The organism is Streptomyces sp. NBC_01546 (assembly GCF_045208355.1).
Lineage (GTDB): Bacteria > Actinomycetota > Actinomycetes > Streptomycetales > Streptomycetaceae > Streptomyces.
The window spans coordinates 4,549,187-4,573,874 of sequence record NZ_CP109379.1 but is presented as its reverse complement, the minus strand read 5'-3'; the positions used below and the strand labels follow the sequence as shown (position 1 = coordinate 4,573,874).

Genomic DNA, 24,688 nt, shown 5'->3' with positions numbered 1-24,688 from the left:
ACGACTGTAGATATGAATCAGTTACGAGGCTACGCCCCCGGCCCGGGATACGGACAGCAAGTCCGCATGCCGGGACGGCCGGCTCATTCTTCGGTCAGGTAGCGCTGAAGGGTGGGCGCCACCAGGGCGACGATGTCGTCCGGGTCGGCGGACGCGAGGGGCTCGACCTGGACCACGTAGCGCAGGATCGCGATGCCGACCATGTGGGAGGCGGCCAGTTCGGCGCGGAAGGTCGGGTCGGGGACGTCGAGGTCGGCGGCCACCCGCTCCAGGACGCGGCGCAGGACGATGCGGCGCAGGACCGCGGCCGCCGCCTCGTGGGTCAGCGCGGACCGGATCACGGCCAGCAGCGGCGCCCGGGTGACCGGGTTCTCCCAGATCCCCAGAAAGTAGCGGGCGAGCCGCTCCCCGATGCCCTCCGGGCCCTCGCCGAGGATCGCCGGGACCACCATCGCCGGCTCCATGCTCAGCTCGATGGCGGCGGCGAAGAGGTCGTCCTTGCTGCCGAAGTAGTGGTGGACCAGGGCCGGGTCCACGCCGGCGGCCTTGGCCACGCCCCGTACGGAGGTCTTGTCGTAGCCGCGCGCGGCGAACTCGGAGCGGGCGGCGAGGCGGATGCGCTCCTGGGTGCCGGGGCCTTCCTCGACCTCGTCCTGGCGGGGCCGGCCGGGGCCGCGGCGGCGCTTCACGGGCTCGGTCACGGGCGCCGGACCTCATCACGCGTCGCGGACGAGGTGGCCAGGTGCAGGCGGGTGAAGGCCAGCGCCTCGGCGAGGTCGGCCTCGCGCTCGGCGGAGGACATGGCACGCCGCGTGTTGACCTCGATCACCACGTGCCCGTCGAACGAGCTGTGGGCGAGCCGTTCCAGCAGCTCGGCGCAGGGCTGCGTACCCCGGCCCGGGACCAGGTGCTCGTCCTTCGCCGAACCGTTTCCGTCGGCGAGGTGGACGTGCGCGAGCCGGTCGCCCATCCGGTCGATCATCGCGGTCGCGTCCGCCCGGGCGGTCGCGGTGTGCGACAGATCGACGGTGAAGTGCCGGTAGTCGTCCTTGGTGACGTCCCACTCGGGCGCGTACGCGAGCATCTCGCGGTCGCGGTAGCGCCAGGGGTACATGTTCTCGACGGCGAACCGGACGTCGGTCTCGTCGGCCATCCGCCAGATTCCGGTGACGAAGTCCCGCGCGTACTGGCGCTGCCAGCGGAAGGGCGGGTGCACGACGACGGTGGACGCGCCGAGCCGCTCGGCCGCCGCCTGGGCACGCTGGAGCTTGGTCCAGGGGTCGGTGGACCACACCCGCTGGGTGATCAGCAGGCACGGCGCGTGGATGGCGAGGATCGGCACCTGGTGGTGGTCGGACAGCCGGCGCAGGGCGTCGACGTCCTGGCTGACCGGGTCCGTCCAGACCATGACCTCGACGCCGTCGTAGCCGAGGCGCGCGGCGATCTCGAAGGCGGTCGCCGTGGACTCCGGATAGACGGAGGCGGTGGACAGGGCGACTTTCGCGGTCGGGACGCGGACTGGTTCTGCCACGGACACAGGGTACGGGCCCGATGCCCGCCTGGTGCGTCCCGCCCCCGTACCGCCCGCAGTCCCGCCCGCAGTCCCGCCCCCGTCCCGCGCCCCCGCCCCGCCGGCCGGCCCGCCCGCGGCTCCGCTCAGCCGTTGCCCGTCGGGAGGTGGTCCAGCCTGCGCAGGATGACGCCCTCGCGCAGGGCCCACGGGCAGATCTCGAGTTCGTCGACGCCGAAGAGGTCCATCGCGCCCTCCGCGACCAGCGCACCCGCCAGGAGCTGGTTCGCCCGGCCCTCCGAGACGCCCGGGAGGGACGACCGCTGGGCCGTGGTCATCGCGGCCAGCCGCGGGACCCACTCCTCCAGCGACTTCCGGCTCAGGTCCCGCTGAACGTAGAGGCCGTCCGCCGAGCGGGCCGCGCCCGCGATGCGTGCCAGCTGCTTGAAGGTCTTCGACGTCGCCACCACGTGGTCCGGGGTACCGAAGCGGCTGAACTCCCCCACCGTCCGCGCGATCTCCGTCCGCACGTGCCTGCGCAGGGACCGGATGTCCAGCGCGTCCGGCGGGTCGCCCGGCAGCCAGCCCGCCGTCAGGCGGCCCGCGCCCAGCGGGAGGGAGACCGCCGCGTACGGGTCCTCGTCGATGCCGTACGCGATCTCCAGCGAGCCGCCGCCGATGTCGAGGACCAGCAGCTTCCCGGCCGACCAGCCGAACCAGCGGCGCGCGGCCAGGAAGGTCAGCCGCGCCTCGTCCTCACCGCTCAGGACGGGCAGGTCGACACCGGTCTCGGCCTTGATCCGCGCCAGCACCTCGTCCGCGTTCGTGGCCTCGCGCACGGCGCTGGTCGCGAACGGCAGGACGTCCTCGCACCCCTTGTCCTCGGCGGCCTGCACGGCGTCGACGATCACCGAGACGAGACGCTCGACGCCCTCGGGTGTGACCGCGCCGCCCTCGTCGAGGAGCTCCGCCAGCCGCATTTCCACCTTGTGCGAGTGCGCCGGCTGCGGGCGCGCACCGGGGTGCGCGTCCACCACCAGCAGATGGACCGTATTCGAACCCACATCAAGGACACCGAGTCTCATAGGGGGAAACGCTACTGCGAGGAACGCGGAGGGGTGAGGTAAGGGGCGCTTAGGCTTGGGTTTGTGCCAAATACGAAGAAGGCCAACAAGACCCGGTCGAAGAACGACAAGGGCACCGACAACACGACGGACGCCAAGGCCGGCAGCAAGGGCGGCACCAAAGCTGCCACGGCCGCCAAGGCCACCAAGGCCGCCAAGGCGAAGGCCGCCGCACTCGCCGCCGACGAGAAGGGCCTCGACTTCCCCCGCGCCTGGGTGGAGTTCCCCGACCCCGCCGACGACGAGCAGGTCTTCCGCTGCGACCTGACCTGGCTGACCTCCCGCTGGACCTGCATCTTCGGCCAGGGCTGCCAGGGCATCCAGGCGGGCCGGGCGGACGACGGCTGCTGCACGCTCGGCGCGCACTTCTCCGACGAGGACGACGAGAAGCGCGTCGCCCAGCACGTGGCCCGGCTGACCCCCGAGCTGTGGCAGTTCCACGACGTGGGCAGCGAGACCGGGTGGACGCAAGCCGACGACGACGGGGAGAAGCAGACCCGCCGCTGGGACGGCGCGTGCATCTTCCTGAACCGGCCGGGATTCCCCGCCGGGGCCGGCTGCTCGCTGCACATCCTGGCGCTGAAGAGCGGCCAGGAGCCGCTGGAGACCAAGCCCGACGTCTGCTGGCAGCTGCCGATCCGCCGCACCTACGACTGGATCGACCGGCCCGACGACACCCGCGTGCTCCAGGTGTCGATCGGCGAGTACGACCGGCGCGGCTGGGGTCCGGGCGGCCACGACCTGCACTGGTGGTGTACGTCGGCCACCTCCGCGCACGGCGCCGGGGACCCGGTGTACGTGTCGTACCGCGCCGAGCTGACGGAGCTGATGGGCAAGGAGGCGTACGAGGAGCTGGTGAAGCTGTGCGAGGCGCGGCTCGCCTCGCTGCTGCCGATGGCCCCGCACCCGGCCGACCCGGTGGTCCCCACCTCGGTCGACTAGGCCGAAGAAGCCGACGGCGCCGGCCCGGGGTCGGGGGAAACCGTTCCTCCTGACGTCGGCGTGGGCGTCGGGGTCGGAGTGGGCGTGGGTGTCGGGGTCGGCGTCGGGGTCGGCGTGGGACTCGGCGTCGGGGTCGGCGTGGGCGTCGGGTCCGGGGTCGACGGCGGCTCCGGGGTCGGGGCCGGGCGCCCGCGGCCCTGGATGGAGACGACGGCACCGCCGGGATCCACCCCCACCCGGGCCGTCCAGCCCCCCACGGGCTGGGCTTCGGTGTCCACCGCGATCCTCAGGGTGACCGATTCTCCGGGGGCCAGCGTGCCCGCGGTACGGCTCGCGCGCAGCCAGGGCGCGTCGGACCAGAGCCGCCAGTCCACCGGGGCGCCGCCGGACGCGGTGAGGGTGAGCAGTGTGGTGGCTCCGTGGGAGGACGCGGCCACGGTGAGCCGGCCGGGGCCACCGGCCCGGTCGGCGGCCGGTGGGGGCCCGGTGCTGATGACCTCGACCGAGACGTCGGGCTCGGCGCTGCCCGGGGCGAAGCCGGGCCCGCCGGTGGTGGAGGCGGCGTTCCCGGCGTTCTCGTATGCGGTCAGCGGGCGCCCGCCGACGTGCGGGGGCAGCGGGAGGTCGGACTCGCTCGCGGAGATGCGCGTGGCGGCGTCGCCGACGGGTTCGCCGGTGCTGGGCGTGCCGCGGTACGCCGCCCACAGCGCCAGGACCGGCGCGGCGACCACTGTGGCGACCACGGTGGTGGTCACCGCCCGGGCCCGCATCCGGTCGCGGCGGGCCGCGCGGTCCTTGGGGTCCATCGGGAAGCCGGTGCGGTCGAAGCGCGGGGCGGGCCGTCGCCCCCGGCCGCCGGAGCGGAGCATCGCCGCGTGGACGGCCGTGCGGGGGGCGGGGACGAGCGGGAGGGCGGCGGTGTCGATGCCGCCGGAGCCGGGCCAGGGGGCGCCGGCGCCCACGCGTTCGGCGACGCGGCGGCAGCGCGGACAGTCGTCGACGTGCCGTACGAGCTCGGCGCGCAGGGTGGTGGAGAGCAGGACCTGCCCGTCGCCGGTGAGCCGGGAGACGCTGGGACAGCTGCCGGTCTCCACGACGGAGAGGGCGGTGCGGGTGCGCTCCACCTCGCAGGCGGCCCCGGACAGGAGCTCCCGGGCGGCGGCCGGGGGCGTGCCGAGGACGGCGGCCAGCTCGGTGACACCGAGACGGTGGCGGACGGCGAGCTCCAGGGCCTCGCGCTGTTCGGGCGTGGTCCCGGCGGCCTCCGGCCAGGCGAGCCGGGCCAGCTCGGTACGGCGGTACGCGCTCACGTCAAGCGTGCGGTGGGCCCCGCCGGACGGGTCGCCTTCCGTACCACCACCCGGCGCACGACCGGGGTACGTGTGCTCCGGCGCACGCTGGGCGCAATGCGCTCCCTGTCGTACGCGCCGCTGCTCCGCGAGCCGGTGCAGGCAGCCCCAGCGCGCCAGGGCGTACAGCCAGGCCCGCCGGTCACCCTCGTCGGGGCAGCGGCCGGGATGCCGGTCGGCCACGGCGAGTACGTCGCCCAGCACGTCGGTGGCGGTGTCGTGGTCGCACAGGACCGACAGGCAGTACGTGAACAGGCCGTCCAGGTAGGGCTCGTGCCGGAAGGCCGGCGGCGGCTCCCCCTCGAGGGGCGTGCGCCCGTGCGCCCGGTGTGCGCCGGAGCGTGACGAGGAGTGTGCCTGGCTGCTGCTGTTCACCTGGCGACCGTAGGCGGCGGGCCGGTGGACCCCCGGAAGCCTTTCCCGCTTTTAGCCCTTACGGGTGAACAGATCGGTGCGGCGCTGACCGCGGTGTTGTCAGCGGCGCTGCCGGCGCCGGTGCGGGCACCGGTGCGGCGCTGTCAGTGCGGGCGGCTACCGTGAGCGGCATGGCTGCCCGCACTGCTCGTTCATCCGCCAAGGACCGGCCGTCCTACCGCTGTACCGAGTGCGGCTGGACGACCGCGAAGTGGCTCGGGCGGTGTCCCGAGTGCCAGGCGTGGGGCACCGTCGAGGAGATGGGCGCACCCGCCGTGCGGACCACCGCCGCAGGCCGGGTGTCGACCGCCGCGGTGCCGATCGCGCAGGTCGACGGCCGGACGGCGACCGCGCGCAGCACCGGCGTGGACGAGCTGGACCGGGTCCTCGGCGGCGGGCTCGTGCCCGGCGCCGTGGTGCTGCTCGCCGGGGAGCCCGGCGTCGGGAAGTCGACGCTGCTGCTCGACGTCGCGGCGAAGGCGGCCAGCGACGAGCACCGCACGCTGTACGTCACGGGCGAGGAGTCGGCGAGCCAGGTGCGGCTGCGCGCCGACCGGATCAACGCGCTGAGCGACCACCTCTACCTGGCGGCCGAGACCGACCTCTCGGCCGTGCTCGGGCACCTGGACGCGGTGAAGCCCTCCCTCCTCATCCTGGACTCCGTACAGACCGTCGCCTCCCCCGAGATCGACGGCGCGCCCGGCGGCATGGCCCAGGTCCGCGAGGTCGCCGGGGCCCTGATCCGCGCCTCCAAGGAGCGCGGGATGTCCACCCTGCTCGTCGGCCACGTGACCAAGGACGGGGCCATCGCCGGGCCCCGCCTCCTGGAACACCTCGTCGACGTGGTGCTGAGCTTCGAGGGCGACCGGCACGCCCGGCTGCGGCTCGTGCGCGGCGTCAAGAACCGGTACGGGGCCACCGACGAGGTGGGCTGCTTCGAGTTGCACGACGAGGGGATCACCGGGCTCGCCGACCCGAGCGGGCTGTTCCTGACCCGGCGCGCCGAGGCCGTGCCCGGGACCTGCCTGACGGTGACCCTGGAGGGCAAGCGCCCGCTGGTCGCCGAGGTGCAGGCGCTGACCGTGGACTCGCAGATCCCCTCCCCCCGGCGCACCACGTCGGGCCTGGAGACCTCGCGCGTCTCGATGATGCTGGCGGTGCTGGAGCAGCGCGGCCGGATCACCGCGCTGGGCAAGCGGGACATCTACAGCGCCACCGTGGGCGGGGTGAAGCTGACCGAGCCGGCCGCCGACCTGGCCATCGCCCTGGCCCTCGCCTCCGCCGCCAGCGACGTCCCGCTCCCGAAGAACCTCGTGGCCATCGGGGAGGTCGGCCTGGCCGGCGAGGTGCGCCGGGTGACCGGCGTACAGCGGCGGCTCGCGGAGGCGCACCGGCTCGGTTTCACGCACGCCCTGGTGCCGTCGGATCCGGGCAAGGTACCGGCCGGGATGAAGGTGACCGAGGTCGCCGACATGGGCGACGCCCTGCGGGTCCTGCCGCGCGGGCGGTCCCGTGCGGCGGCCAAGGAGTAGCTGGTCAGAGGGTCCGTACGGGGTCGGCGCGGGGCGTACCCGGACAAGCCACGGCGGGGCCGCAGCGCGCGCCGGTAGACTTCTGGATGGTCCGCCCGGCCGTACGCAGGCGGCGCAACCCGCGACCGGAGGAGTGCAGTGGCAGCCAAGGACGGGGCAGCAGCATCCGGCAAGTCGGGCGCGAGCTCCAAGCAGGAGGCCATGATGCGCGCCTCGCTGAGCGCGGTCGCACCTGGTCAGCCGCTGCGTGACGGCCTGGAACGGATCGTCCGCGGCAACACCGGCGGGCTCATCGTCCTCGGCATGGACAAGAGCGTCGAAGCGATGTGCACCGGCGGGTTCGTCCTGGACGTGGAGTTCACGGCGACCCGGCTGCGCGAGCTGTGCAAGCTCGACGGCGCGCTCATCCTGGACAAGGACATCACCAAGATCCTGCGGGCCGGCGTGCAGCTGGTGCCGGACGCGTCGATCCCGACGGAGGAGACCGGAACGCGGCACCGTACGGCGGACCGCGTGTCCAAGCAGTGCGGCTTCCCGGTGGTGTCGGTCTCTCAGTCGATGCGGCTGATCGCGCTGTACGTGGACGGGGAGCGGCGGGTCCTGGAGGAGTCCGGGGCGATCCTGTCGCGGGCGAACCAGGCGCTGGCCACGCTGGAGCGGTACAAGCTGCGCCTCGACGAGGTCGCGGGCACGCTGTCGGCGCTGGAGATCGAGGACCTGGTCACGGTCCGCGACGTGACCGCGGTCGCGCAGCGGCTGGAAATGGTCCGCCGGATCGCGACCGAGATCGCCGAGTACGTCGTCGAACTGGGTACGGACGGGCGGCTGCTGTCGCTCCAGCTGGACGAGCTGACGGTCGGCATCGAGCAGGAGCGGGAGCTGGTGATCCGGGACTACGTGCCAGAGCCGACGGCGAAGCGTTCCCGCACGGTGGAGGAGGCGCTGCCGGCGCTGGACGCGCTGACGCATCCGGAGCTGCTGGAACTGGCGATCGTGGCGAAGGCACTGGGTTACACCGGGTCCCCGGAGACCCTGGACTCGGCGGTGTCGCCCCGCGGGTACCGGCTGCTGGCGAAGGTTCCCCGGCTGCCGGGGGCCATCATCGAGCGGCTCGTGGAGCACTTCGGGGGCCTGCAGAAGCTGCTGGCGGCGTCGGTGGACGACCTCCAGACGGTCGACGGCGTCGGCGAGGCGCGCGCCCGCAGCGTCCGCGAGGGCCTGTCCCGCCTGGCGGAGTCCTCGATCCTCGAGCGCTACGTCTGACCTGCGGGTCCACTGCTGGGGCTCCGTCCCAGACCCCGCGCCTCAAACGCCGGCGAGGCTGGAATTGCCGCTGCGCGGCAACCCAGCCCGCCGAGATCACGATGGCGCGGCGCGCACTTCCTGGCCTGCGCCAGCCAAATCCAGCCCCGCCGGCGTTTGAGGCGTGGGGGTCCGGGGGCTGGCCCCCGGCAGCGGCGCCGCGGGGCTAGTTCTGCTTCAGGACGAACGAGGTCCGGGCCACCGGCATGCCGGGGGACTTGACCTCGACCACGTACGTGTCCGGACCCGCAGCCCCCGCCGGAGGCGACTGGCACTGGTCGGCCGCGCTGAACTTCCGGTCCCACTCGAGCGACTGCTTCGTCTCCCCCTGCGCGGGAAGGCGGAAGAACGCGCTGCCCGGCCCCGTCGGGCAGTCCGCCGAGGACCACACCGCCTTGCCGCTCGTCGCCTGAAGGATGCTCAGGACCGCCTGCTTCGGACCGAGGTCGACCTTGCACGTGGTGCCGGCGATGTTGCGGGCGACGAGTTCGAGGCGGGGCTTCTCGTTCGCCTCGTACTCGTTCTTCACGCTCTTGACCTCCCACTGCAGCGCCGTCGGCGCGCACGTGGGCAGGGCCGGGTCCGCCGGGACGGGGGCCGCGCCGCCACCCGGGCCCGCGCCGGCCGCGCCGCCGGTACCCGTACCGCCGCCCGGTTCGCCGTTCTTGCCCGTGCCCGCGGAACCTCCGCCCTCGGAGCCCGTGCCACTGCCGCCCGACTCCGCGCGTCCGCCCGGGGCCTGACTGATCGCCGGCCCCGTGCCCGCCGGGCCCGGGGTGATCGAGGCGAGGGGGTCCGGGTGGCCTTGGCCCTTGCCGTTCGTACTCGACTTCCCCCCGCCGGAACTGACGGTCCATACGGCGAGGAGCGCGAGGAGCGCGACGACGGACGCCAGCACAGCCCTCCGTCGCCAGTAGATGGAGGAGGGGAGCGGCCCGACCGGATTGCGCAGAGATCCCACGGACGGAACTTTACGAGAGTCCGCGGCCCGATCGGCGCCCCCCATGCCGCGCGGCAGGTTTGTTCTGCCGATGATCATCCTGCGGGCGCACCCGGGACGCCGAGAATCGGCCAGGAGTCTGACGCGGGCGTCATTCCGGTTTGAGTACCGTCGGTGACCATGGACAGCACAGGCCTCTACCTCGACATAACCGATTTCGCCCACTCCACACCCACCTGGGTGCAGTCGGCGTTCGAGGCCTGGACGAAGTACGGGCTGCTGCTCTTCGGAGTTCTCTTCCTGGCCGTCTGGTGGCGCTCGCGCGGGCAGTCAGGTCCCCGGACCGTCGCGCTCGCCGTCCTCGCCCCGGTGGCCACCGCCGTCGCGTACGTCGCCTCGGAGCTCGTGAAGTCCACCGTGGACGAGGAACGGCCCTGCCGCGCCGTCGCCGGGGCCGCGGCCTCGCTCGTCACGTGCCCGGCGAGCGGCGACTGGTCCTTCCCCAGCAACCACTCCGCCCTGGCGGGCGCCGCCGCCGTCGCGCTGGCCATGGCCGTACGCCGCCTCGCGCTGCTGACCGTCCCGCTCGCGCTGCTGATGGCCTTCTCCCGCGTCTTCGTCGGCGTCCACTACCCGCACGACGTGGCGATGGGCCTGCTGCTGGGCGGTTCGCTGGCCGCCCTCTTCGTCCTGGCGCTCGCGGGTCCGGTCGGCGGGATCGTCGCCGCCATGCGGGCCAGCGGGGTACGGGCGGTTGTCTGGTTCACCGGCCCCGGCCCCGCGCGGTAGGACACCCCCTTCGGCCCGAAACGTGCCAGGATGCCGTCTGCCATGACTGCATCCTCCGTTTCCTCCCCCGAGTCCCACGCACTGCACTCCCCCGTCATCGCGTGGTTCGACGAGCACGCCCGCGACCTGCCCTGGCGCCGCCCCGAGGCCGGCCCCTGGGGGGTCATGGTCAGCGAGTTCATGCTCCAGCAGACCCCCGTCAGCCGTGTCCTGCCGGTGTACGAGCAGTGGCTCGCCCGGTGGCCCCGCCCCGCCGACCTGGCCGCCGAGGCCCCCGGCGAGGCCGTACGGGCGTGGGGGCGGCTCGGCTACCCGCGTCGGGCGTTGCGGCTGCACGGCGCGGCCGTGGCGATAACGGAGCGGCACGGGGGCGACGTACCGCGGGAACACGCACAGCTCCTGGCCCTGCCCGGGATCGGCGAGTACACCGCGGCGGCCGTGGCCTCCTTCGCGTACGGGCAGCGGCACGCCGTGCTCGACACCAATGTCCGGCGGGTCTTCGCGCGCACCGCCACCGGGGTCGAGTACCCGCCGAACGCCACCACCGCCGCCGAACGGCGCCTGGCCCGGGCCCTGCTGCCCGCGGACGAGGACACCGCGGCCCGCTGGGCGGCGGCCTCGATGGAGCTCGGCGCGCTGGTGTGCACCGCCAAGAAGCCCGACTGTGCCCGCTGCCCGGTGGCCGGGCTGTGCGCGTGGCGGCTCGCCGGGAAGCCGGCGCACGAGGGGCCGCCGCGGCGCGGGCAGACGTACGCCGGGACCGACCGTCAGGTCCGGGGCCGGCTGCTCGCCGTGCTCCGGGAGGCGGTGGGACCGGTTCCGCAGGCCGTGCTCGACACGGTCTGGGAGGAGCCGGTGCAGCGCGCCCGGGCGCTCGACGGGCTGGTCTCCGACGGGCTGGTGGAACCGCTGGAGGGAAGCCTGTACCGGCTCCCGCAGACCTGACCGGGGCCGGCTCGAAGTTGAGTCGATGATTCCGCTTTCAACCGCGAAACCCCAGCTCACGGGGGCTGTTACACAACCTATGGGTGTCCGTGCGCCCACCGAAGGCTGGCCCGCACAGGCCCGTGACAACCCCTCCGTACCTTCGGATCCGTAAGGCAGCGGACGAGCGGTTGCACGGAACGGAGGCGGTCTGAGATGGCGCACGGCGAGGTACTCGAATTCGAAGAGTACGTACGCACTCGGCAGGACGCGCTGCTGCGCAGCGCCCGGCGCCTGGTTCCGGACCCCACCGACGCGCAGGACCTCCTGCAGACCGCCCTCGTCCGCACCTACGGCCGCTGGGACGGCATCGCCGACAAGTCCCTGGCCGACGCCTACCTCCGCCGCGTCATGATCAACACCCGTACCGAGTGGTGGCGCGCCCGCAAGCTCGAAGAGGTCCCCACCGAACAGCTCCCCGACGCCTCCGTCGAGGACGGCTCCGACCAGCGCGCCGACCGCGCCCTGCTCATGGACATCCTCAAGGTGCTCGCGCCCAAACAGCGCAGCGTGGTCGTGCTGCGACACTGGGAGCAGATGAGCACCGATGAGACGGCCGCCGCACTGGGCATGTCGGCGGGTACCGTGAAGAGCACTCTGCATCGCGCGCTGGCCCGCCTGCGGCAGGAACTGGAGAGCCGGGACCTGGACATGCGCGCGCTGGAACGCGGTGACCACACCATCCGGTACGAGGGGCGTGAGCGGTGCGCGGCCTGAATGGCCAAGGACTGACCGGCAGACGTTCGCTGGTCCTGATGTCGGCGGGGACGGTCGTCCTCGTCGGCACAGCCGTGTTCGCGGTCGGTTGCGCCACGGGCGGCACCGGCCTGCGCGACGGCGGCCCCGCGCGGACCGACCCGGTGGCCAAGACCGCCCCGTCGGCTTCCTCGTCCGAGGGCTTCTCCGAGGCGTCCGGAGCCGCTTCCGGCAAACCGCTGAACAAGGTCGACCCGGTGGCGCTTCTGAAGGCGGACCCCAAGGTCAGCGCCGAGATCAAGCGGGACCTCAAGCCCTGCACGGGCAAGGAGTACCCGGTGGACGTGAGCTACGGGAAGGTCACCGGCAGCCCGGTCGTCGACATCGTGGTCAACGTCCTGTCCTGTGCCGACGCCCTGGGGCGCGGTTCGTACGTGTACCGCGCGGACGGCGCGACGTACGAGAATGTCTTCTCGGACGAGCAGCCGCCCGTCTACGCGGAGATCGACCGGGGCGATCTGGTGGTCACGAAGCAGGTCTACGGGAAGAGCGACGCGCTCGCCTATCCGTCGGGCGAGGACGTGATCACGTACCGCTGGGACGGGGAGAAGTTCACCGAGCAGGACCGGGTGCACTCCGATTACAGCAACGTGGTCGACGGCGGGAGCCAGCCCGCTCCGGCCGTGACCCAGAAACAGTGACCCTGGAAGACCCGACTGCCGCAGAACCGAGTACCGAAGAACCGAAGAACCGAGGCGAGGCTTCCGCATGGCCGAGACCCATGTCCTGTTCGTGGAGGACGACGACGTCATCCGTGAGGCCACGACCCTGGCGCTGGAACGCGACGGGTTCGTGGTCACCGCCATGCCCGACGGCCTGTCCGGCCTGGAGTCCTTCCGGGCGAACCGCCCCGACATCGCCCTGCTCGACGTGATGGTCCCCGGCATGGACGGCGTGAGCCTGTGCCGTCGCATCCGCGACGAGTCCACCGTCCCGGTGATCATGCTGTCGGCGCGCGCCGACTCCATCGACGTGGTGCTGGGCCTGGAGGCGGGGGCCGACGACTACGTCACCAAGCCGTTCGACGGCTCCGTGCTCGTCGCCCGGATCCGCGCGGTGCTGCGCCGCTTCGGCCACGCCGGCGGGCTCCAGAACGGCGGCCCGGGCTCCTCCGACGAGGGCCAGGACGGCGAGCGCGGGGTGCTCTCCTTCGGCGACCTGGAGGTCGACACCGAGGGCATGGAGGTGCGCAAGGCGGGCGCGGCCGTGGCGCTGACCCCGACCGAGATGCGGCTGCTGCTGGAGTTCTCCTCCGCGCCCGGCACCGTACTGTCGCGCGACCGGCTGCTGGAGCGGGTCTGGGACTACGACTGGGGCGGCGACACCCGCGTCGTCGACGTCCACGTCCAGCGGCTGCGCACCAAGATCGGACAGGACCGGATCGAAACGGTCCGAGGCTTCGGATACAAGCTCAAGGCATGAGACGGTTCACCCTCCGCACGGGGATCCGCTGGAAGATCACCATCGCCATCGCCGCCGTGGGCGCCCTCACGGCGCTCGCGCTGAGCCTGGTGGTGCACAGCGCTGCCCGGGTGTCGATGCTGGAGAGCGCCCGCGAGGTGCAGCTCGACCGCGTGCAGTTCATCTCCCGCAACGCCGAAGCCGGGCGCAAGCCGCCCATGGGCGCCAAGCTCAACGACCCCGACCTCCCCACCCCGCTGCGGGAGAAGGCGCGCTCCGGGCGGCGCGGCACGTACGTCCAGGAGACCCACAAGGGGGCGCCGGAGGTGTGGGCCGCGGTGCCGCTCGAGAACGGGCAGGTGCTCTCGCTGCACACGCAGTTCCGGGAGAGCGCCAACATGGTGCGCGACCTGGACCGGGCGCTGGTCGTCGGCTCCGTGGCCGTTGTGGTCGGCGGCTCGGCACTGGGCGTGCTCATCGGCGGTCAGATCTCGCGCCGGCTGCGCAAGGCCGCGGCGGCCGCGCAGCGGGTGGCGCACGGCGATCCCGAGGTACGGGTGCGAGACGCGGTCGGGGGCGTCGTACGGGACGAGACGGACGACCTCGCCCGGGCCGTGGACGCCATGGCCGACGCCCTCCAGCAGCGGCTGGAGGCCGAGCGGCGGGTGACCGCGGACATCGCGCACGAGCTGCGGACGCCGGTGACGGGCCTGCTGACGGCGGCGGAGCTGCTGCCTCCGGGCCGGCCGACCGAGCTCGTACGGGACCGGGCGCAGGCGATGCGCGTGCTGGTCGAGGACGTGCTGGAGGTGGCCCGGCTGGACAGCGCGTCCGAGCGGGCGGAGCTCCAGGACGTGGCGCTGGGCGAGTTCGTGAGCCGGCGGGTGACGGCGCTGATGCCGGAGGCGTCGGTACGGGTCGTGGCGGACGAGATCGTCAGCACCGACCCGCGGCGCCTCGAGCGGATCCTGGGAAACCTGCTGGCCAATGCTGCGCGGTACGGGCGGCCGCCGGTCCAGGTCGACGTGGAGGGCCGGGTCGTGCGGATCCGGGACCACGGGCCGGGCTTCCCGGAGGCACTGCTGCGCGAGGGGCCGAGCCGGTTCCGGACCGGGTCTACGGACCGCGCGGGCGTGGGGCACGGGCTGGGGCTGACCATCGCGGAGGGGCAGGCGCGGGTGCTCGGAGCCCGGCTGACCTTCCGCAACGTGGCCGCTCCGGGCGGCTCGGACCGCGAGGGCGCGGCGGCGGGCGCGGTGGCGGTGCTGTGGCTGCCGGAGCACGCGCCGACGGCGACGGGCAGCTTCCCGGTGATCAAGCTGCCGCACGGCTAAGGGCTGTCCCGGTGTCCGGATCGGTACCGGGCCGTACGGTCCGACTGGTCCGTGACTTAGCATCCGTGACATGACCGACGGCACGAATCCCCAGAGCAACCCGCAGCCCGAGCCCGCCCCGGGGAGTGGTGGCTACGGGTTCCCGCCGGGACCTCCCGCGCAGGGCGGCTACGGCTTCCCGCCCGGGCAGCCCGCCCAGGGCGGGTACGGCTTCCCGCCCGGGCAGCCCGCGCAGGACGGCGGCGGCTACGGCTACCCGCAGCCCGGGCAGCCGAACCCGTACCAGCCCGACCCCTACCGGCAGGACCCCGGCGAGCAGCAGGCGCCGTGGTCACCGGCGGCCCAGCCGGGCATACCGGGGGCGCCGGGCGGCGATCAGCCGGACTGGGAGGCCATGGCCGACCGCTCCGCGGCCGAGCGGCGCAAGAAGCGGCTGTGGATGCTGGGCGGCGGGGTGACCGTACTCGCGCTGCTGGCCGGTGGCGGAACGTTCTTCCTGCTGGGCCGCGACGGTGACGACCCGCAGAACGGGGGCGACGACCCCTCGGCGTCCGCGTCCGCCTCACCGGGCGACCCCTCGGGGTCGAAGTCGCCGGCGCCGTACTCCGCCACCGTCGAGGGTGACCCGACGCTGCTGCGCGACAGCAACGGGAAGATCGGCATCCGGCTGGGCTCCGACACAACGGTCGGACCGGTGGGCAAGCGGTTCCAGATCGTCTCGAAGGGGACGGCGAACTCCTACGCGCAGGCCTCGGAGCAGGCCGTGGACGTGTCCAAGAGCTTCACCGTCACGGCCCGCCTCTACAACTCGGCCGCCAAGGGCTCGCGGATCGCGGTGAGCCAGGGCGACGGCGAGTCGTTCTCATTCGAGCTCGGCATCAACGAGGTGAACGGCAAGCAGGCATGGATCTTCCGCGTGCAGACCGGTGACAAGGGCGCTGCGGCGACCACGCAGACCGTCGTCGCCGAGGGGCTCAACATGGTCAAGACCCCCACCATGCTGATGGGCTCGTACGACGCGGAGAAGAAGACCATCGCCCTCTACGTGGACGGCAAGAAGGCGGGAGAGGCCGCGGTGCCGGGCATCTGGCAGGCTCCCGGCCCGCTGCAGCTGGGCCGCTCCCGGCACCACAACATCTGGACCGGCGCGTGGCAGGGGGCCATGCACAACATCCGGATCTACGAGTCGGCGTTCTCGCCGGAGCAGGCGGCCGCGTACAAGGAGGGCAAGCTGGGTGCGACGACGAAGCCGTCGCACTCCTGGCTGCTCACGTAGGTCCTGTCCGGAGACCGGAAGGTCAGATGGTGACGCCGACGGTGCGCAGGAAGGCCACCGGGTTGACGGCCGAGCCGTAGTTCGGGGTGGTCCGGATCTCGAAGTGCAGGTGCGGGCCGCTGGAGTTTCCGGTGTTGCCGGACAGCGCGATCTGCTTGCCGGCGGAGACCTTCTGGCCGATCTTGACCTGGATCCTCGAGAGGTGCGCGTACTGCGAGTACGTGTTGTTCGCGTGCTTGATCACGATGGCGTTGCCGTACGCGGGGCCGTCGCCGCCGCCGTTGGGGCCGGCCTTCACGACGGTGCCGACGCCCGCGGCCTTGACCGGGGTGCCGGTCGGGACGGCGAAGTCCTGGCCGGAGTGCTTGTGCGACCACATGCTGCCGCCCTTGCCGAAGGTCGCGGACAGCGTGTACTTCGCGACCGGCTTGTCCCACAGGCCGGTCTTCGCAGCGGTCGCCTTCTTCGCAGCGGTCGCCTTCTTCGCGGCGGCCGCCGTCTTGGCAGCGTCGGCGGCCTGGGCCACGGCCTGCTCGGCCACCAGCTCGGCGGTGCCGGTCAGGGCGGTCTGCGTCGTGTCGGCGAAGGCGGCGGTCGTCCCGGCCCCGAGGGCCAGCGCCGCACCGAGAGCGGTTGCGCCGACGGCAATACGGGTACGAGGGGTGATGACGCGCTTCGCGGACATGAAGAAGACCTCCGGGGCCGGGAACAAGGACGGGTTCGGGCATCAAGCGACCCGGCACGCTGAGCCGTGTGCCGGGCTTGCCCAACCTTGGTAACCCGCGCCCCCTGACATCCCCAAACGTCCCGATTACTACCGGAGCTCGTAGATACGGTGGGGGATGTCAGCCCTGTTGACCCTGTCCCCACTGGGTCGGCCGTAGGGCAAATCGGACGTTTGGATCTACGAAAGCTCCTAGTAGGTCCGATTTGCCCTGTGCGGCTTGTCACCGGCTCAGGGCCTCCGCCCGGCCGTTCCGGGACCTTCGGCAGGCAACCCGCACTACGCGCCAGCGTCGTGGACGCATCGCTGCTGGGGATCCGGCTGGCCTCGGGGGTCCTGGAGGCCTTACGGGCCCCGGGCGAGCGCCCGCTCCCACCGGGCGAGGAGGCGGGCGGCGATCCACGCCTGAGGGCTGTCCAGGCCTCATACGAGCAGAAAGGGGCGGCCCGGAACCTTTTGGGTTCCGGGCCGCCCCTTCGTACTGCTGCCTGCCCCAGGGGCTAGGCGCCCTTCGACAGGTCCGGGCCGGAGCCCGTGGCCTCGATCGGGGGGAGGTCCGGCAGGGCCGACTTCTCCTCGCCGCGGAAGGTGAACTTGGCGTCGTCGCCCTCACCCTCCTTGCCGACGACCACGATCTGACCGGGACGCAGCTCGCCGAAGAGGATCTTCTCCGACAGCAGGTCCTCGATCTCGCGCTGGATGGTCCGGCGCAGCGGCCGGGCACCCATGATCGGGTCGTAGCCGCGCTTGGCGAGCAGGAGCTTCGCGTCACCGCTCAGCTCGATGCCCATGTCGCGGTCCTTCAGGCGCTCGTCGACCTTCGCGATCATCAGGTCGACGATCTGGATGATGTCTTCCTCGGTGAGCTGGTGGAAGACGACCGTGTCGTCGACGCGGTTGAGGAACTCGGGCCGGAAGTGCTGCTTGAGCTCTTCGTTGACCTTCGCCTTCATCCGCTCGTAACCGGTCTTGGTGTCGCCCTGGGCCGCGAAGCCCAGGTTGAAGCCCTTCGAGATGTCCCGGGTACCCAGGTTGGTCGTCATGATGATGACCGTGTTCTTGAAGTCCACGACCCGGCCCTGGGAGTCGGTCAGGCGACCGTCCTCCAGAATCTGGAGAAGGGAATTGAAGATATCCGGGTGGGCCTTCTCGACCTCGTCGAAGAGGACGACAGAGAACGGCTTCCGGCGCACCTTCTCGGTGAGCTGGCCGCCCTCTTCGTAGCCCACGTAACCGGGGGGCGAACCGAAGAGTCGGGAAACCGTGTGCTTCTCGCTGAACTCCGACATGTCGAGGGAGATCAGCGCGTCCTCGTCGCCGAAGAGGAATTCGGCGAGCGTCTTCGAGAGCTCGGTCTTACCGACACCGGACGGGCCGGCGAAGATGAACGAGCCACCCGGGCGCTTCGGGTCCTTCAGACCCGCACGGGTACGGCGGATCGCCTGGGAGAGCGCCTTGATGGCGTCCTTCTGGCCGATGACCCGACGGTGGAGCTCGTCCTCCATGCGGAGCAGTCGCGAGGACTCCTCCTCGGTGAGCTTGAAGACGGGAATGCCGGTCGCGGTCGCGAGGACCTCGGCGATGAGCTCGCCGTCGACCTCGGCGACGACGTCCATGTCGCCGGCCTTCCATTCCTTCTCGCGCTTGGCCTTCCCGGCAAGGAGCTGCTTCTCCTTGTCGCGGAGGGAGGCCGCCTTCTCGAAGTCCTGGGAGTCGATGGCCGACTCCTTGTCGCGGCGCACGCCCGCGATCTTCTCGTCGAACTCGCGGAGGTCCGGCGGCGCGGTCATCCGGCGGATGCGCATCCGGGAGCCGGCCTCGTCGATCAGGTCGATCGCCTTGTCCGGGAGGAAGCGGTCCGAGATGTACCGGTCCGCCAGCGTCGCCGCCTGGACGAGGGCCTCGTCCGTGATGGAGACGCGGTGGTGGGCCTCGTAACGGTCGCGCAGGCCCTTGAGAATCTCGATCGTGTGGGGGAGGGAAGGCTCCGCCACCTGGATCGGCTGGAAGCGGCGCTCGAGGGCCGCGTCCTTCTCGAGGTGCTTGCGGTACTCGTCCAGCGTGGTGGCACCGATGGTCTGGAGCTCACCACGGGCCAGCATGGGCTTGAGGATGCTGGCGGCGTCGATCGCGCCCTCGGCGGCACCCGCACCCACGAGGGTGTGGAGCTCGTCGATGAACAGGATGATGTCGCCGCGGGTGCGGATCTCCTTGAGCACCTTCTTCAGGCGCTCCTCGAAGTCACCGCGGTAGCGGGAACCGGCGACCAGGGCACCGAGGTCAAGCGTGTAGAGGTGCTTGTCCTTGAGGGTCTCGGGGACCTCGCCCTTGACGATCGCCTGGGCCAGCCCCTCGACGACGGCGGTCTTGCCGACGCCGGGCTCGCCGATGAGGACCGGGTTGTTCTTGGTACGGCGGGACAGCACCTGCATGACCCGCTCGATCTCCTTCTCGCGCCCGATGACCGGGTCGAGCTTGGATTCGCGGGCTGCCTGGGTGAGGTTGCGGCCGAACTGGTCCAGGACGAGCGAGGTCGAGGGCGTGCCCTCGGCCGGGCCGCCTGCCGTGGCCGACTCCTTGCCTCCGCCGGTGTAGCCGGAGAGCAGCTGGATGACCTGCTGCCGGACTCGGTTGAGATCGGCGCCCAGCTTCACGAGGACCTGGGCGGCGACGCCCTCGCCCTCGCGGATCAGGCCGAGCAGGATGTGCTCGGTGCCGATGTAGTTGTGGCCGAGCTGGAGGGCCTCTCGGAGCGAAAGCTCCAGGACCTTCTTCGCCCGCGGGGTGAAGGGGATGTGGCCGGACGGGGCCTGCTGCCCCTGACCGATGATCTCCTCAACCTGCTGGCGAACAGCCTCGAGCGAAATCCCGAGGCTCTCCAAGGCCTTAGCGGCGACACCCTCACCCTCGTGGATCAAGCCCAGGAGGATGTGCTCGGTGCCGATGTAGTTGTGGTTGAGCATCCGGGCTTCTTCCTGAGCCAGGACGACAACCCGCCGCGCGCGGTCGGTGAACCTCTCGAACATCGTTTATCGCTCCTCAGAGCGGTCGGGCAGTTCGGGGTCGGTCCCCGCCCTGTCCTTCCGCATGCTAGTCCCGCGGGGCGGGACAGCTCATTCCAACTGCCGACATCCGTCTGCGGTCACCCCCACATCAGCGAGGAAAACCGGCGCGAACAGCCGACAACTGCTCCAACCCGATGGTGCGAGACGATGTTCCCGCAGGCCAGGCAGATACCCGTCATGCGTGTACGCCGATGGCGAACGGGAGCCGGTCAAATCAGCGTGTCGCCCCGATCCACTAGGAATGTCTTACCCGTAAGGACTGACACTCCATGCCGGTGACACCGGTTCCCTCCGCTAAGGGCGAACACAGTTCCGTCCCGAATGTGGGACGCCACCCCCGCGGATGTTTACGTTCCGCATTGGTTCGCGTGCGGTGTGTCACCCTGCCCGTAACCCGGGGGCGCCGGGGAAGTTGCTCAGGGCATGGCCTTCAGCACCGTCGGAGCCCCCACCGTCCCGCTGCCCCGCGTCCCGGCCGAGGAGGCCGCGTACGCCTCCTGGTACGAGCGGGTGCTCGGCTGGCCGGTGACGGACGGCCCGCCCGTCCAGCTCGTCACGGGGTCCCGGTTCGACGTCCTGGAGCTGCCGTCCGATGCGGGGGCGGCGCTCTTGCGCAGGCCTGTCGACACGGGCCCGGTGGCGCTCATGGGCCGCAGGATGCGGTTCCTGGTGGCCGCGGGGAGCGCAGAAGAGCTCGACGGGCTGCTCGACTGGCTGGAGTGGGGCGGGGTCGCCCTGGATCTCGCCGCCCTGGGTGCGGGTGGCCGGATCACCGCCCCGGCTCCCCCGGGACCGCCCCCTGGCCCTCGGGAGGCCGCCGTGTGGCTGCGGCCCCCCGAGCAGGGGTGTGAGGCACTGCTGCCGGCCCTGCCGGGTCTCCCCGGGCGGGGCGCCGGGCCCGCACGCGGGCCCGATCTCGTACGCCTGGTGGCGGCAGCGGCGACGGAATGCCACCGCGCGCGCCTCCGGCGCCGTGCGACTCCGTGCGGTCAGGCCTTGGCCTTCTCGTAGGCCTCGCGGATCTCGGCCGGTACGCGGCCGCGGTCGTTCACGTTGTAACCGTTCTCCTTCGCCCACGCGCGGATCTCGGCGGTGTCCGGGTTACCGGTCGTGGCCGAGGCGCGGCCCTTGGCGCGGGCCGTGGTCGCGCGCCCACCGGTGCGGCGGCCGCCCTTGGTGTACGGGTCGAGCAGACCGCGGAGCTTTTCAGCGTTGGCGGTGGTGAGGTCGATCTCGTAGGTCTTGCCATCCAGAGCGAACGTCACCGTCTCGTCCGCCTCGCCACCGTCGAGGTCGTCGACAAGAAGGACCTGAACCTTCTGTGCCACCGGGATTTCCTTTCATCGAAAAGCAGTACGCGGAAAGGAAACCGCTTTTGCCTGGAAAACACAAACCCCCGGGGAGAGGTTCGAGACCGCAACAGGGCGGGAAACGTGCGCGATTCGGACATAGGCCACAGGTGCACGGAGCACCGGAAAAGCCAGGGCCATCGATCAGAGGTGCAGAAGCATCCGACTGTTGCCCAAGGTGTTCGGCTTCACTCGTTCGAGACCGAGGAACTCGGCGACACCCTCGTCATAGGAACGCAGGAGCTCCATGTAGACATCGGTCTCGACCGGGGTCTCGCCGATCTCGACGAAGCCGTGCTTCGCGAAGAAGTCCACTTCGAAGGTCAGACAGAAAACCCGGCTCACCCCGAGCGTGCGGGCCGTCCGCAACAACTGCTCCAGCACCAGATGACCGACGCCGGCGCCCTTCAGGTCGCGGTCGACGGCGAGAGTACGGACTTCGGCGAGGTCTTCCCACATCACGTGGAGAGCGCCGCAGCCGACCACCTGGCCGTCGGAGTCGCGTTCCGCGACCCAGAACTCCTGGATGTCCTCGTAAAGGACGACCGGGGCTTTGTCGAGCAGGATCCGCTGTTGCACGTACTGGTCGAGCAGGCGGCGCAGCGCGGGAACATCACCGGTGCGGGCACGGCGGATCGTCACTGTTTCTGCATGTGCAGCGGAAAACTCTCCCATGGCCCCGGACGCTATCGCCCCGGTCCCCCCGTACGCTCGGCGGAGTCCCCTTCGGCGTTCGCGGACTCGGGGGCGGACTCCGGGGCGGACTCCGCCGCTCCGGCTGCTCCGGCGGCCTCGGCCGCTTCGGCCGCTTCGTCGTCGTGCTGGACGATCCGAACGGCGTCCCGGAGGGCTTCCCGCTGTTCCGCGGACATCATGCCGAAGAAGGCGACGAGGGCGGCCGCGGGGTTGTCGCTCGTCGACCACGCTTCGTTCATCAGTGCGGCCGAGTATGCGGCGCGGGTGGAGACCGCCGTATATCGATAGGCGCGGCCTTCCGCTTCCCGGCGGACCCAGCCCTTCTGATGAAGATTGTCCATAACGGTCATCACCGTGGTGTACGCGATGGACCGTTCCTGCTGGAGGTCTTCCAGCACTTCCCGAACGGTGACCGGGCGGTTCCACTGCCACACCCGCGTCATGACGGCGTCTTCGAGTTCTCCCAAGGGGCGAGGCACAACAGCACGATAGTGCGGCTTGTGGGTAATTGCCCGACTATTCACTCGGCAACGCGCGACAAAATCCGGGGCCCCCCGACTTCGGCGGAGGACCCCGGGAGGAGTCGGTTACTTGCCGGGCTGCCGGGCGGCCTCGGCCCGGGCGATCACGGCATCCACCGCCGCGTCCTCCTTGGCCTTGTTGGCGCCGCCCTGGCTCTTCACGATCGTCACGACGAGAGCGATGAAGAACGCGGCCATCACGATGGGGGGCACGAGCGCGGAAACGTAGTCCATGCCCCTCAGCGTAGCTAGCCGGCGGCCCGTCCCTCCGCCGGGGGCGGAGTGGGCTTGCGGCGCGGCGGAAACACCTCGCCCGGGGTCGGGATCGGCCGCGGGGGCTGCTCGGGGTGCGGCGGTTCCTTGGGCTGCGGCTTCGGGCCCGGCCGCGGCTCCTCCCGGCCGCCGGCCAGGGCCAGCAGCCGGGTCCGGGGCGCGGGGGCGGTCGACAGCCGCCGCCGTACGGAGCGTTCCGCGACGGCCTGGGCCCGGTCCAGCAGCGCGGCGGCGACCGGGTTGGCCCGCAGGGCGCGCAGCGCGGCCAGGTCGTCGGGCGCCGGCTCGTACCCGGCGGCCAGGGCGTCCTGGAGCAGCTCCAGGTACCCGGAGAGGCTGCCGGGCAGTGCGCCCCGGTAGCGGGCCAGATCCTCCAGCAGGAAGGCTCTGAGCCGGGCCGCCTCCTGGACCACGTCGTCCACCGACTGCGCGAGGCGCAGGCAGTCCTGGACCTCCGAGGCCTGGAGGGGGGCCGAGGAGGACTGAAGGGCGTGGGCGAGCGAGCGCCTGAGCACGTGCAGCTCAGCGGCACTGAACGCCATGCCGCCGCGGGATCCGTAGGGCGTGGGCATGGGCCGAAGATACGCGCTAATCGGACAAAATCCCCTGAGGGCGTGCGGGTGCGGCGCGGCGGTTCCCTCAGCCGGTCTCTTTGACCGCGGCCAGGAAATCGGTCCAGGCGGCCTGGGTCGTGGCGAGCACGAGGTGGGCGGGGTCGGCCCGGTCGGCGACGCGCACGAGGGTGCCGGGGGCGGCGGAGACGTAGACGCAGGCGTCTTCTCCCTCGCCGCAGAACGAGGACTTCTGCCACATGGGCTGAGCGGTCATGGTGTCTCCTCGCGGGATGTTCCAGTGGGGGGACGGTATCCCCGTGGCCGGTCCGTGCCGGTGGTTTTAACGCAATTCGGTGATTCGCCGGTTCCCGGCCGGGGTCGGGCGTACCGCTGCGCGGGGCGATGCCCCCACCCCGCCCCTTCCCGAAACCGGGCTCTGCCCGGACCCGCGCCTCAAACGCCGGCGGGGCTGAAATTGCCCTGCGGGCAATCCGGCCCGCGCCAGGCGGAAGGCATCAGCCAAAATCCAGCCCCCGCCGGCGTTTGAGGCGCGGGGGTTCGGGGGCGGAGCCCCCGACAGCGGCGCTCGGCCTGGGCTACAGGCGGGCCGCGAAGGCCGACGCCGCCGCGGCGACGTCGGGCGGGGTCCAGGACAGGCCCGGTTCCGTGACCTCGACCTCGGTCATCGCCAGGCCCGGGACGCCCGTCGCAGACCACCGGCGGAACAGGACGCGCCCCGTCTCCTCCGCCGTGCGCAGGGCCGCCTCCGTCAGGTGGTCCGGGTCGTACGGGAGCCAGACCTGGAACTGGTGCGTGTGCGGCCGCTCCGGGTGGATCCGGGACCACGGGATCCCGGCCGCCGCGAAGGCCGGGCCCAGCGCACCGGCCACCATCCGCGCCTGCGCCACGTACGAGGGCAGCCGCGGCAGCTCCCGTTCCAGCCCGGCCAGCGCGGCCAGGGCCTGCGGGAACTGGCGGAAGATCTGGCCGCCGTACCGGTGGCGCCAGACCCGGGTCTCCTCCACGAACGACCGCGGCCCGGCCAGCGCCGCCCCGCTCAGGCCGCCGAGCGACTTGTAGAACGAGACGTACACCGAGTCGGCGAGCGCCGCGATCTCCGCCAGCGGGCGGCCGAAGTGCACCGTGGACTCCCACAGCCGGGCCCCGTCGAAGTGGACCACCGCCTCCCGCTCCCGGGCCGCGTCGGCCAGCGCCTCCAGCTCCTCCCAGGAGGGGAGGACGAAGCCCGCGTCCCGCAGCGGGAGCTCCAGCATCAGCGTGCCGAACGGCTCCGCGAGATCCGAGACCTCCGCCGCCGACGGCTGGCGGGCCTCCGTCGTCGGGTGCACCACCCGGAGCCCGGAGACCGTCGAGAGGGCGTCCCCCTCCCACCGCTCGGGGTGGCTCATCGGGTGCAGCGCCACCACCGGGTTCCCGGTCCGCCCGGCCCAGCAGCGCAGCGCGACCTGCTGCGCCATGGTCCCGCTCGGGAAGAACGCCGCGTCCTCCGTGCCCAGCAGCCGCGCGACCCGCCGCTCCAGCTCGGCGACCACGCCGTTCCCGTAGACGTCGGCCGGCTGGTCCATGTCGTACGGGGCTTCGGCGAGCGGCGCCAGCAGCTCCGCCACGGTGGGTTCGCGCAGGCAGTGCGACAGTTTGTGCTCCGCCGCCCGCCAGGCCGCCACCTGCCGCTTCTCACGCTCGTCCGCGCGCTCGTCCTCGAGCTCGTTCTCCCGCTCTGCAACCTCGTTGTCGTCGCTCATGGCTCACGATCATCGCCGACCGGCCAAAGAGCCCAGGAGCTAGCATGGCGGCGTATCGTCCGGTACCCCCCGCGGACTGGAACGGAAGGC

At 71.9% G+C, this 24,688-nt stretch carries 25 protein-coding genes; 11 read left to right on the top strand and 14 right to left on the bottom strand.

Going from position 1 to position 24,688, the window contains the following annotated elements; all coding sequences use genetic code 11:
• Nucleotides 1-83: 83 nt before the first annotated feature.
• The 3 genes from OHA89_RS20965 to OHA89_RS20955 form a co-directional block, all read right to left on the bottom strand.
• Nucleotides 84-701, bottom strand: coding sequence for a TetR family transcriptional regulator (locus tag OHA89_RS20965; protein ID WP_215147803.1), 618 nt, complete (start codon nucleotides 699-701; stop codon nucleotides 84-86).
• A complete protein-coding gene (locus tag OHA89_RS20960) occupies nucleotides 698-1,531 on the bottom strand; it encodes a sugar phosphate isomerase/epimerase (protein ID WP_257555690.1) in 834 nt (277 codons plus the stop codon). The genes OHA89_RS20965 and OHA89_RS20960 overlap by 4 nt, the downstream gene beginning before the upstream one ends.
• A 125-nt stretch (nucleotides 1,532-1,656) precedes the next feature.
• Entirely contained in the window at nucleotides 1,657-2,595 is a 939-nt protein-coding gene (locus OHA89_RS20955; RefSeq protein ID WP_266609316.1) for a Ppx/GppA phosphatase family protein, read from the bottom strand.
• Between the two features lie 63 nt (nucleotides 2,596-2,658).
• On the opposite strand from OHA89_RS20955, the gene OHA89_RS20950 reads away from it, so the two are divergent.
• Nucleotides 2,659-3,576: a hypothetical protein gene (locus OHA89_RS20950; RefSeq protein ID WP_257555688.1), complete on the top strand. Its 918-nt coding sequence runs from the start codon at nucleotides 2,659-2,661 to the stop codon at nucleotides 3,574-3,576.
• Here the strand turns inward: OHA89_RS20950 and OHA89_RS20945 are convergent.
• Complete coding sequence (locus tag OHA89_RS20945) at nucleotides 3,573-5,300, bottom strand: BACON domain-containing protein (RefSeq protein ID WP_266609315.1); 1,728 nt, start codon at nucleotides 5,298-5,300, stop codon at nucleotides 3,573-3,575. The two genes, OHA89_RS20950 and OHA89_RS20945, sit on opposite strands and share 4 nt — an antisense overlap.
• Before the next feature lie 170 nt (nucleotides 5,301-5,470).
• Between OHA89_RS20945 and radA the strand changes: the two genes are divergently transcribed.
• Entirely contained in the window at nucleotides 5,471-6,871 is a 1,401-nt protein-coding gene (gene radA, locus OHA89_RS20940) for a DNA repair protein RadA (protein WP_257555686.1), read from the top strand.
• Between the two features lie 138 nt (nucleotides 6,872-7,009).
• Nucleotides 7,010-8,134, top strand: coding sequence for a DNA integrity scanning diadenylate cyclase DisA (gene disA, locus OHA89_RS20935; RefSeq protein WP_215147836.1), 1,125 nt, complete (start codon nucleotides 7,010-7,012; stop codon nucleotides 8,132-8,134).
• A gap of 205 nt (nucleotides 8,135-8,339) precedes the next feature.
• Here the strand turns inward: disA and OHA89_RS20930 are convergent, their stop codons facing one another.
• Nucleotides 8,340-9,134 (bottom strand): hypothetical protein, encoded by a 795-nt coding sequence (locus tag OHA89_RS20930; protein WP_257555685.1) that lies wholly within the window; start codon nucleotides 9,132-9,134, stop codon nucleotides 8,340-8,342.
• A 159-nt stretch (nucleotides 9,135-9,293) separates the two neighbouring features.
• Between OHA89_RS20930 and OHA89_RS20925 the strand changes: the two genes are divergently transcribed.
• From OHA89_RS20925 to OHA89_RS20895, 7 genes are all read left to right on the top strand, one after another.
• Nucleotides 9,294-9,902 (top strand): phosphatase PAP2 family protein, encoded by a 609-nt coding sequence (locus OHA89_RS20925; RefSeq protein WP_266609314.1) that lies wholly within the window; start codon nucleotides 9,294-9,296, stop codon nucleotides 9,900-9,902.
• A gap of 42 nt (nucleotides 9,903-9,944) precedes the next feature.
• Entirely contained in the window at nucleotides 9,945-10,847 is a 903-nt protein-coding gene (locus tag OHA89_RS20920; protein ID WP_263862069.1) for an A/G-specific adenine glycosylase, read from the top strand.
• 195 nt (nucleotides 10,848-11,042) lie between these two features.
• Nucleotides 11,043-11,603, top strand: a complete 561-nt coding sequence (locus tag OHA89_RS20915) for a SigE family RNA polymerase sigma factor (protein WP_215147851.1) — start codon at nucleotides 11,043-11,045, stop codon at nucleotides 11,601-11,603.
• Between the two features lie 38 nt (nucleotides 11,604-11,641).
• Nucleotides 11,642-12,283 carry a hypothetical protein gene (locus tag OHA89_RS20910; protein ID WP_215147920.1) on the top strand — a complete coding sequence of 214 codons (642 nt, stop codon included), beginning with the start codon at nucleotides 11,642-11,644 and terminating at the stop codon, nucleotides 12,281-12,283.
• A gap of 67 nt (nucleotides 12,284-12,350) precedes the next feature.
• The gene (cseB, locus tag OHA89_RS20905) at nucleotides 12,351-13,064 is read left to right on the top strand and encodes a two-component system response regulator CseB (protein WP_266609313.1); all 714 of its coding nucleotides are present in this window, start codon (nucleotides 12,351-12,353) and stop codon (nucleotides 13,062-13,064) included.
• On the top strand, nucleotides 13,061-14,377 hold the full coding sequence (cseC, locus tag OHA89_RS20900) for a two-component system sensor histidine kinase CseC (RefSeq protein ID WP_215147855.1): 1,317 nt from the start codon (nucleotides 13,061-13,063) through the stop codon (nucleotides 14,375-14,377). The genes cseB and cseC overlap by 4 nt, the downstream gene beginning before the upstream one ends.
• Nucleotides 14,378-14,447: 70 nt before the next feature.
• Complete coding sequence (locus tag OHA89_RS20895; protein ID WP_266609312.1) at nucleotides 14,448-15,653, top strand: LamG-like jellyroll fold domain-containing protein; 1,206 nt, start codon at nucleotides 14,448-14,450, stop codon at nucleotides 15,651-15,653.
• Between the two features lie 22 nt (nucleotides 15,654-15,675).
• On the opposite strand, the gene OHA89_RS20890 is transcribed toward OHA89_RS20895, so the two are convergent.
• Together OHA89_RS20890 and OHA89_RS20885 are read right to left on the bottom strand one after the other, a co-directional pair.
• A complete protein-coding gene (locus OHA89_RS20890; protein ID WP_406366820.1) occupies nucleotides 15,676-16,338 on the bottom strand; it encodes a M23 family metallopeptidase in 663 nt (220 codons plus the stop codon).
• Between the two features lie 539 nt (nucleotides 16,339-16,877).
• Nucleotides 16,878-19,403 carry an ATP-dependent Clp protease ATP-binding subunit gene (locus OHA89_RS20885; protein ID WP_215147861.1) on the bottom strand — a complete coding sequence of 842 codons (2,526 nt, stop codon included), beginning with the start codon at nucleotides 19,401-19,403 and terminating at the stop codon, nucleotides 16,878-16,880.
• Nucleotides 19,404-19,865: 462 nt separating this feature from the next.
• On the opposite strand from OHA89_RS20885, the gene OHA89_RS20880 reads away from it, so the two are divergent.
• Nucleotides 19,866-20,453: an SCO3374 family protein gene (locus OHA89_RS20880; protein WP_266609310.1), complete on the top strand. Its 588-nt coding sequence runs from the start codon at nucleotides 19,866-19,868 to the stop codon at nucleotides 20,451-20,453.
• Here the strand turns inward: OHA89_RS20880 and OHA89_RS20875 are convergent.
• From OHA89_RS20875 to OHA89_RS20845, 7 genes are all read right to left on the bottom strand, one after another.
• Complete coding sequence (locus tag OHA89_RS20875) at nucleotides 20,432-20,770, bottom strand: Lsr2 family protein (RefSeq protein ID WP_215147865.1); 339 nt, start codon at nucleotides 20,768-20,770, stop codon at nucleotides 20,432-20,434. The genes OHA89_RS20880 and OHA89_RS20875 overlap by 22 nt on opposite strands.
• Nucleotides 20,771-20,935: 165 nt before the next feature.
• Entirely contained in the window at nucleotides 20,936-21,466 is a 531-nt protein-coding gene (locus OHA89_RS20870) for an amino-acid N-acetyltransferase (protein WP_215147867.1), read from the bottom strand.
• Between the two features lie 11 nt (nucleotides 21,467-21,477).
• Complete coding sequence (locus tag OHA89_RS20865) at nucleotides 21,478-21,966, bottom strand: BlaI/MecI/CopY family transcriptional regulator (RefSeq protein WP_266609309.1); 489 nt, start codon at nucleotides 21,964-21,966, stop codon at nucleotides 21,478-21,480.
• Nucleotides 21,967-22,074: 108 nt separating this feature from the next.
• Complete coding sequence (locus OHA89_RS20860; RefSeq protein ID WP_215147871.1) at nucleotides 22,075-22,242, bottom strand: hypothetical protein; 168 nt, start codon at nucleotides 22,240-22,242, stop codon at nucleotides 22,075-22,077.
• 14 nt (nucleotides 22,243-22,256) lie between these two features.
• Nucleotides 22,257-22,853, bottom strand: a complete 597-nt coding sequence (locus tag OHA89_RS20855; RefSeq protein WP_215147873.1) for a hypothetical protein — start codon at nucleotides 22,851-22,853, stop codon at nucleotides 22,257-22,259.
• Nucleotides 22,854-22,920: 67 nt separating this feature from the next.
• Nucleotides 22,921-23,109 carry a DUF397 domain-containing protein gene (locus OHA89_RS20850; RefSeq protein ID WP_266609307.1) on the bottom strand — a complete coding sequence of 63 codons (189 nt, stop codon included), beginning with the start codon at nucleotides 23,107-23,109 and terminating at the stop codon, nucleotides 22,921-22,923.
• 322 nt (nucleotides 23,110-23,431) lie between these two features.
• Nucleotides 23,432-24,598, bottom strand: coding sequence for a low specificity L-threonine aldolase (locus tag OHA89_RS20845; protein WP_266609306.1), 1,167 nt, complete (start codon nucleotides 24,596-24,598; stop codon nucleotides 23,432-23,434).
• Nucleotides 24,599-24,688: the final 90 nt, after the last annotated feature.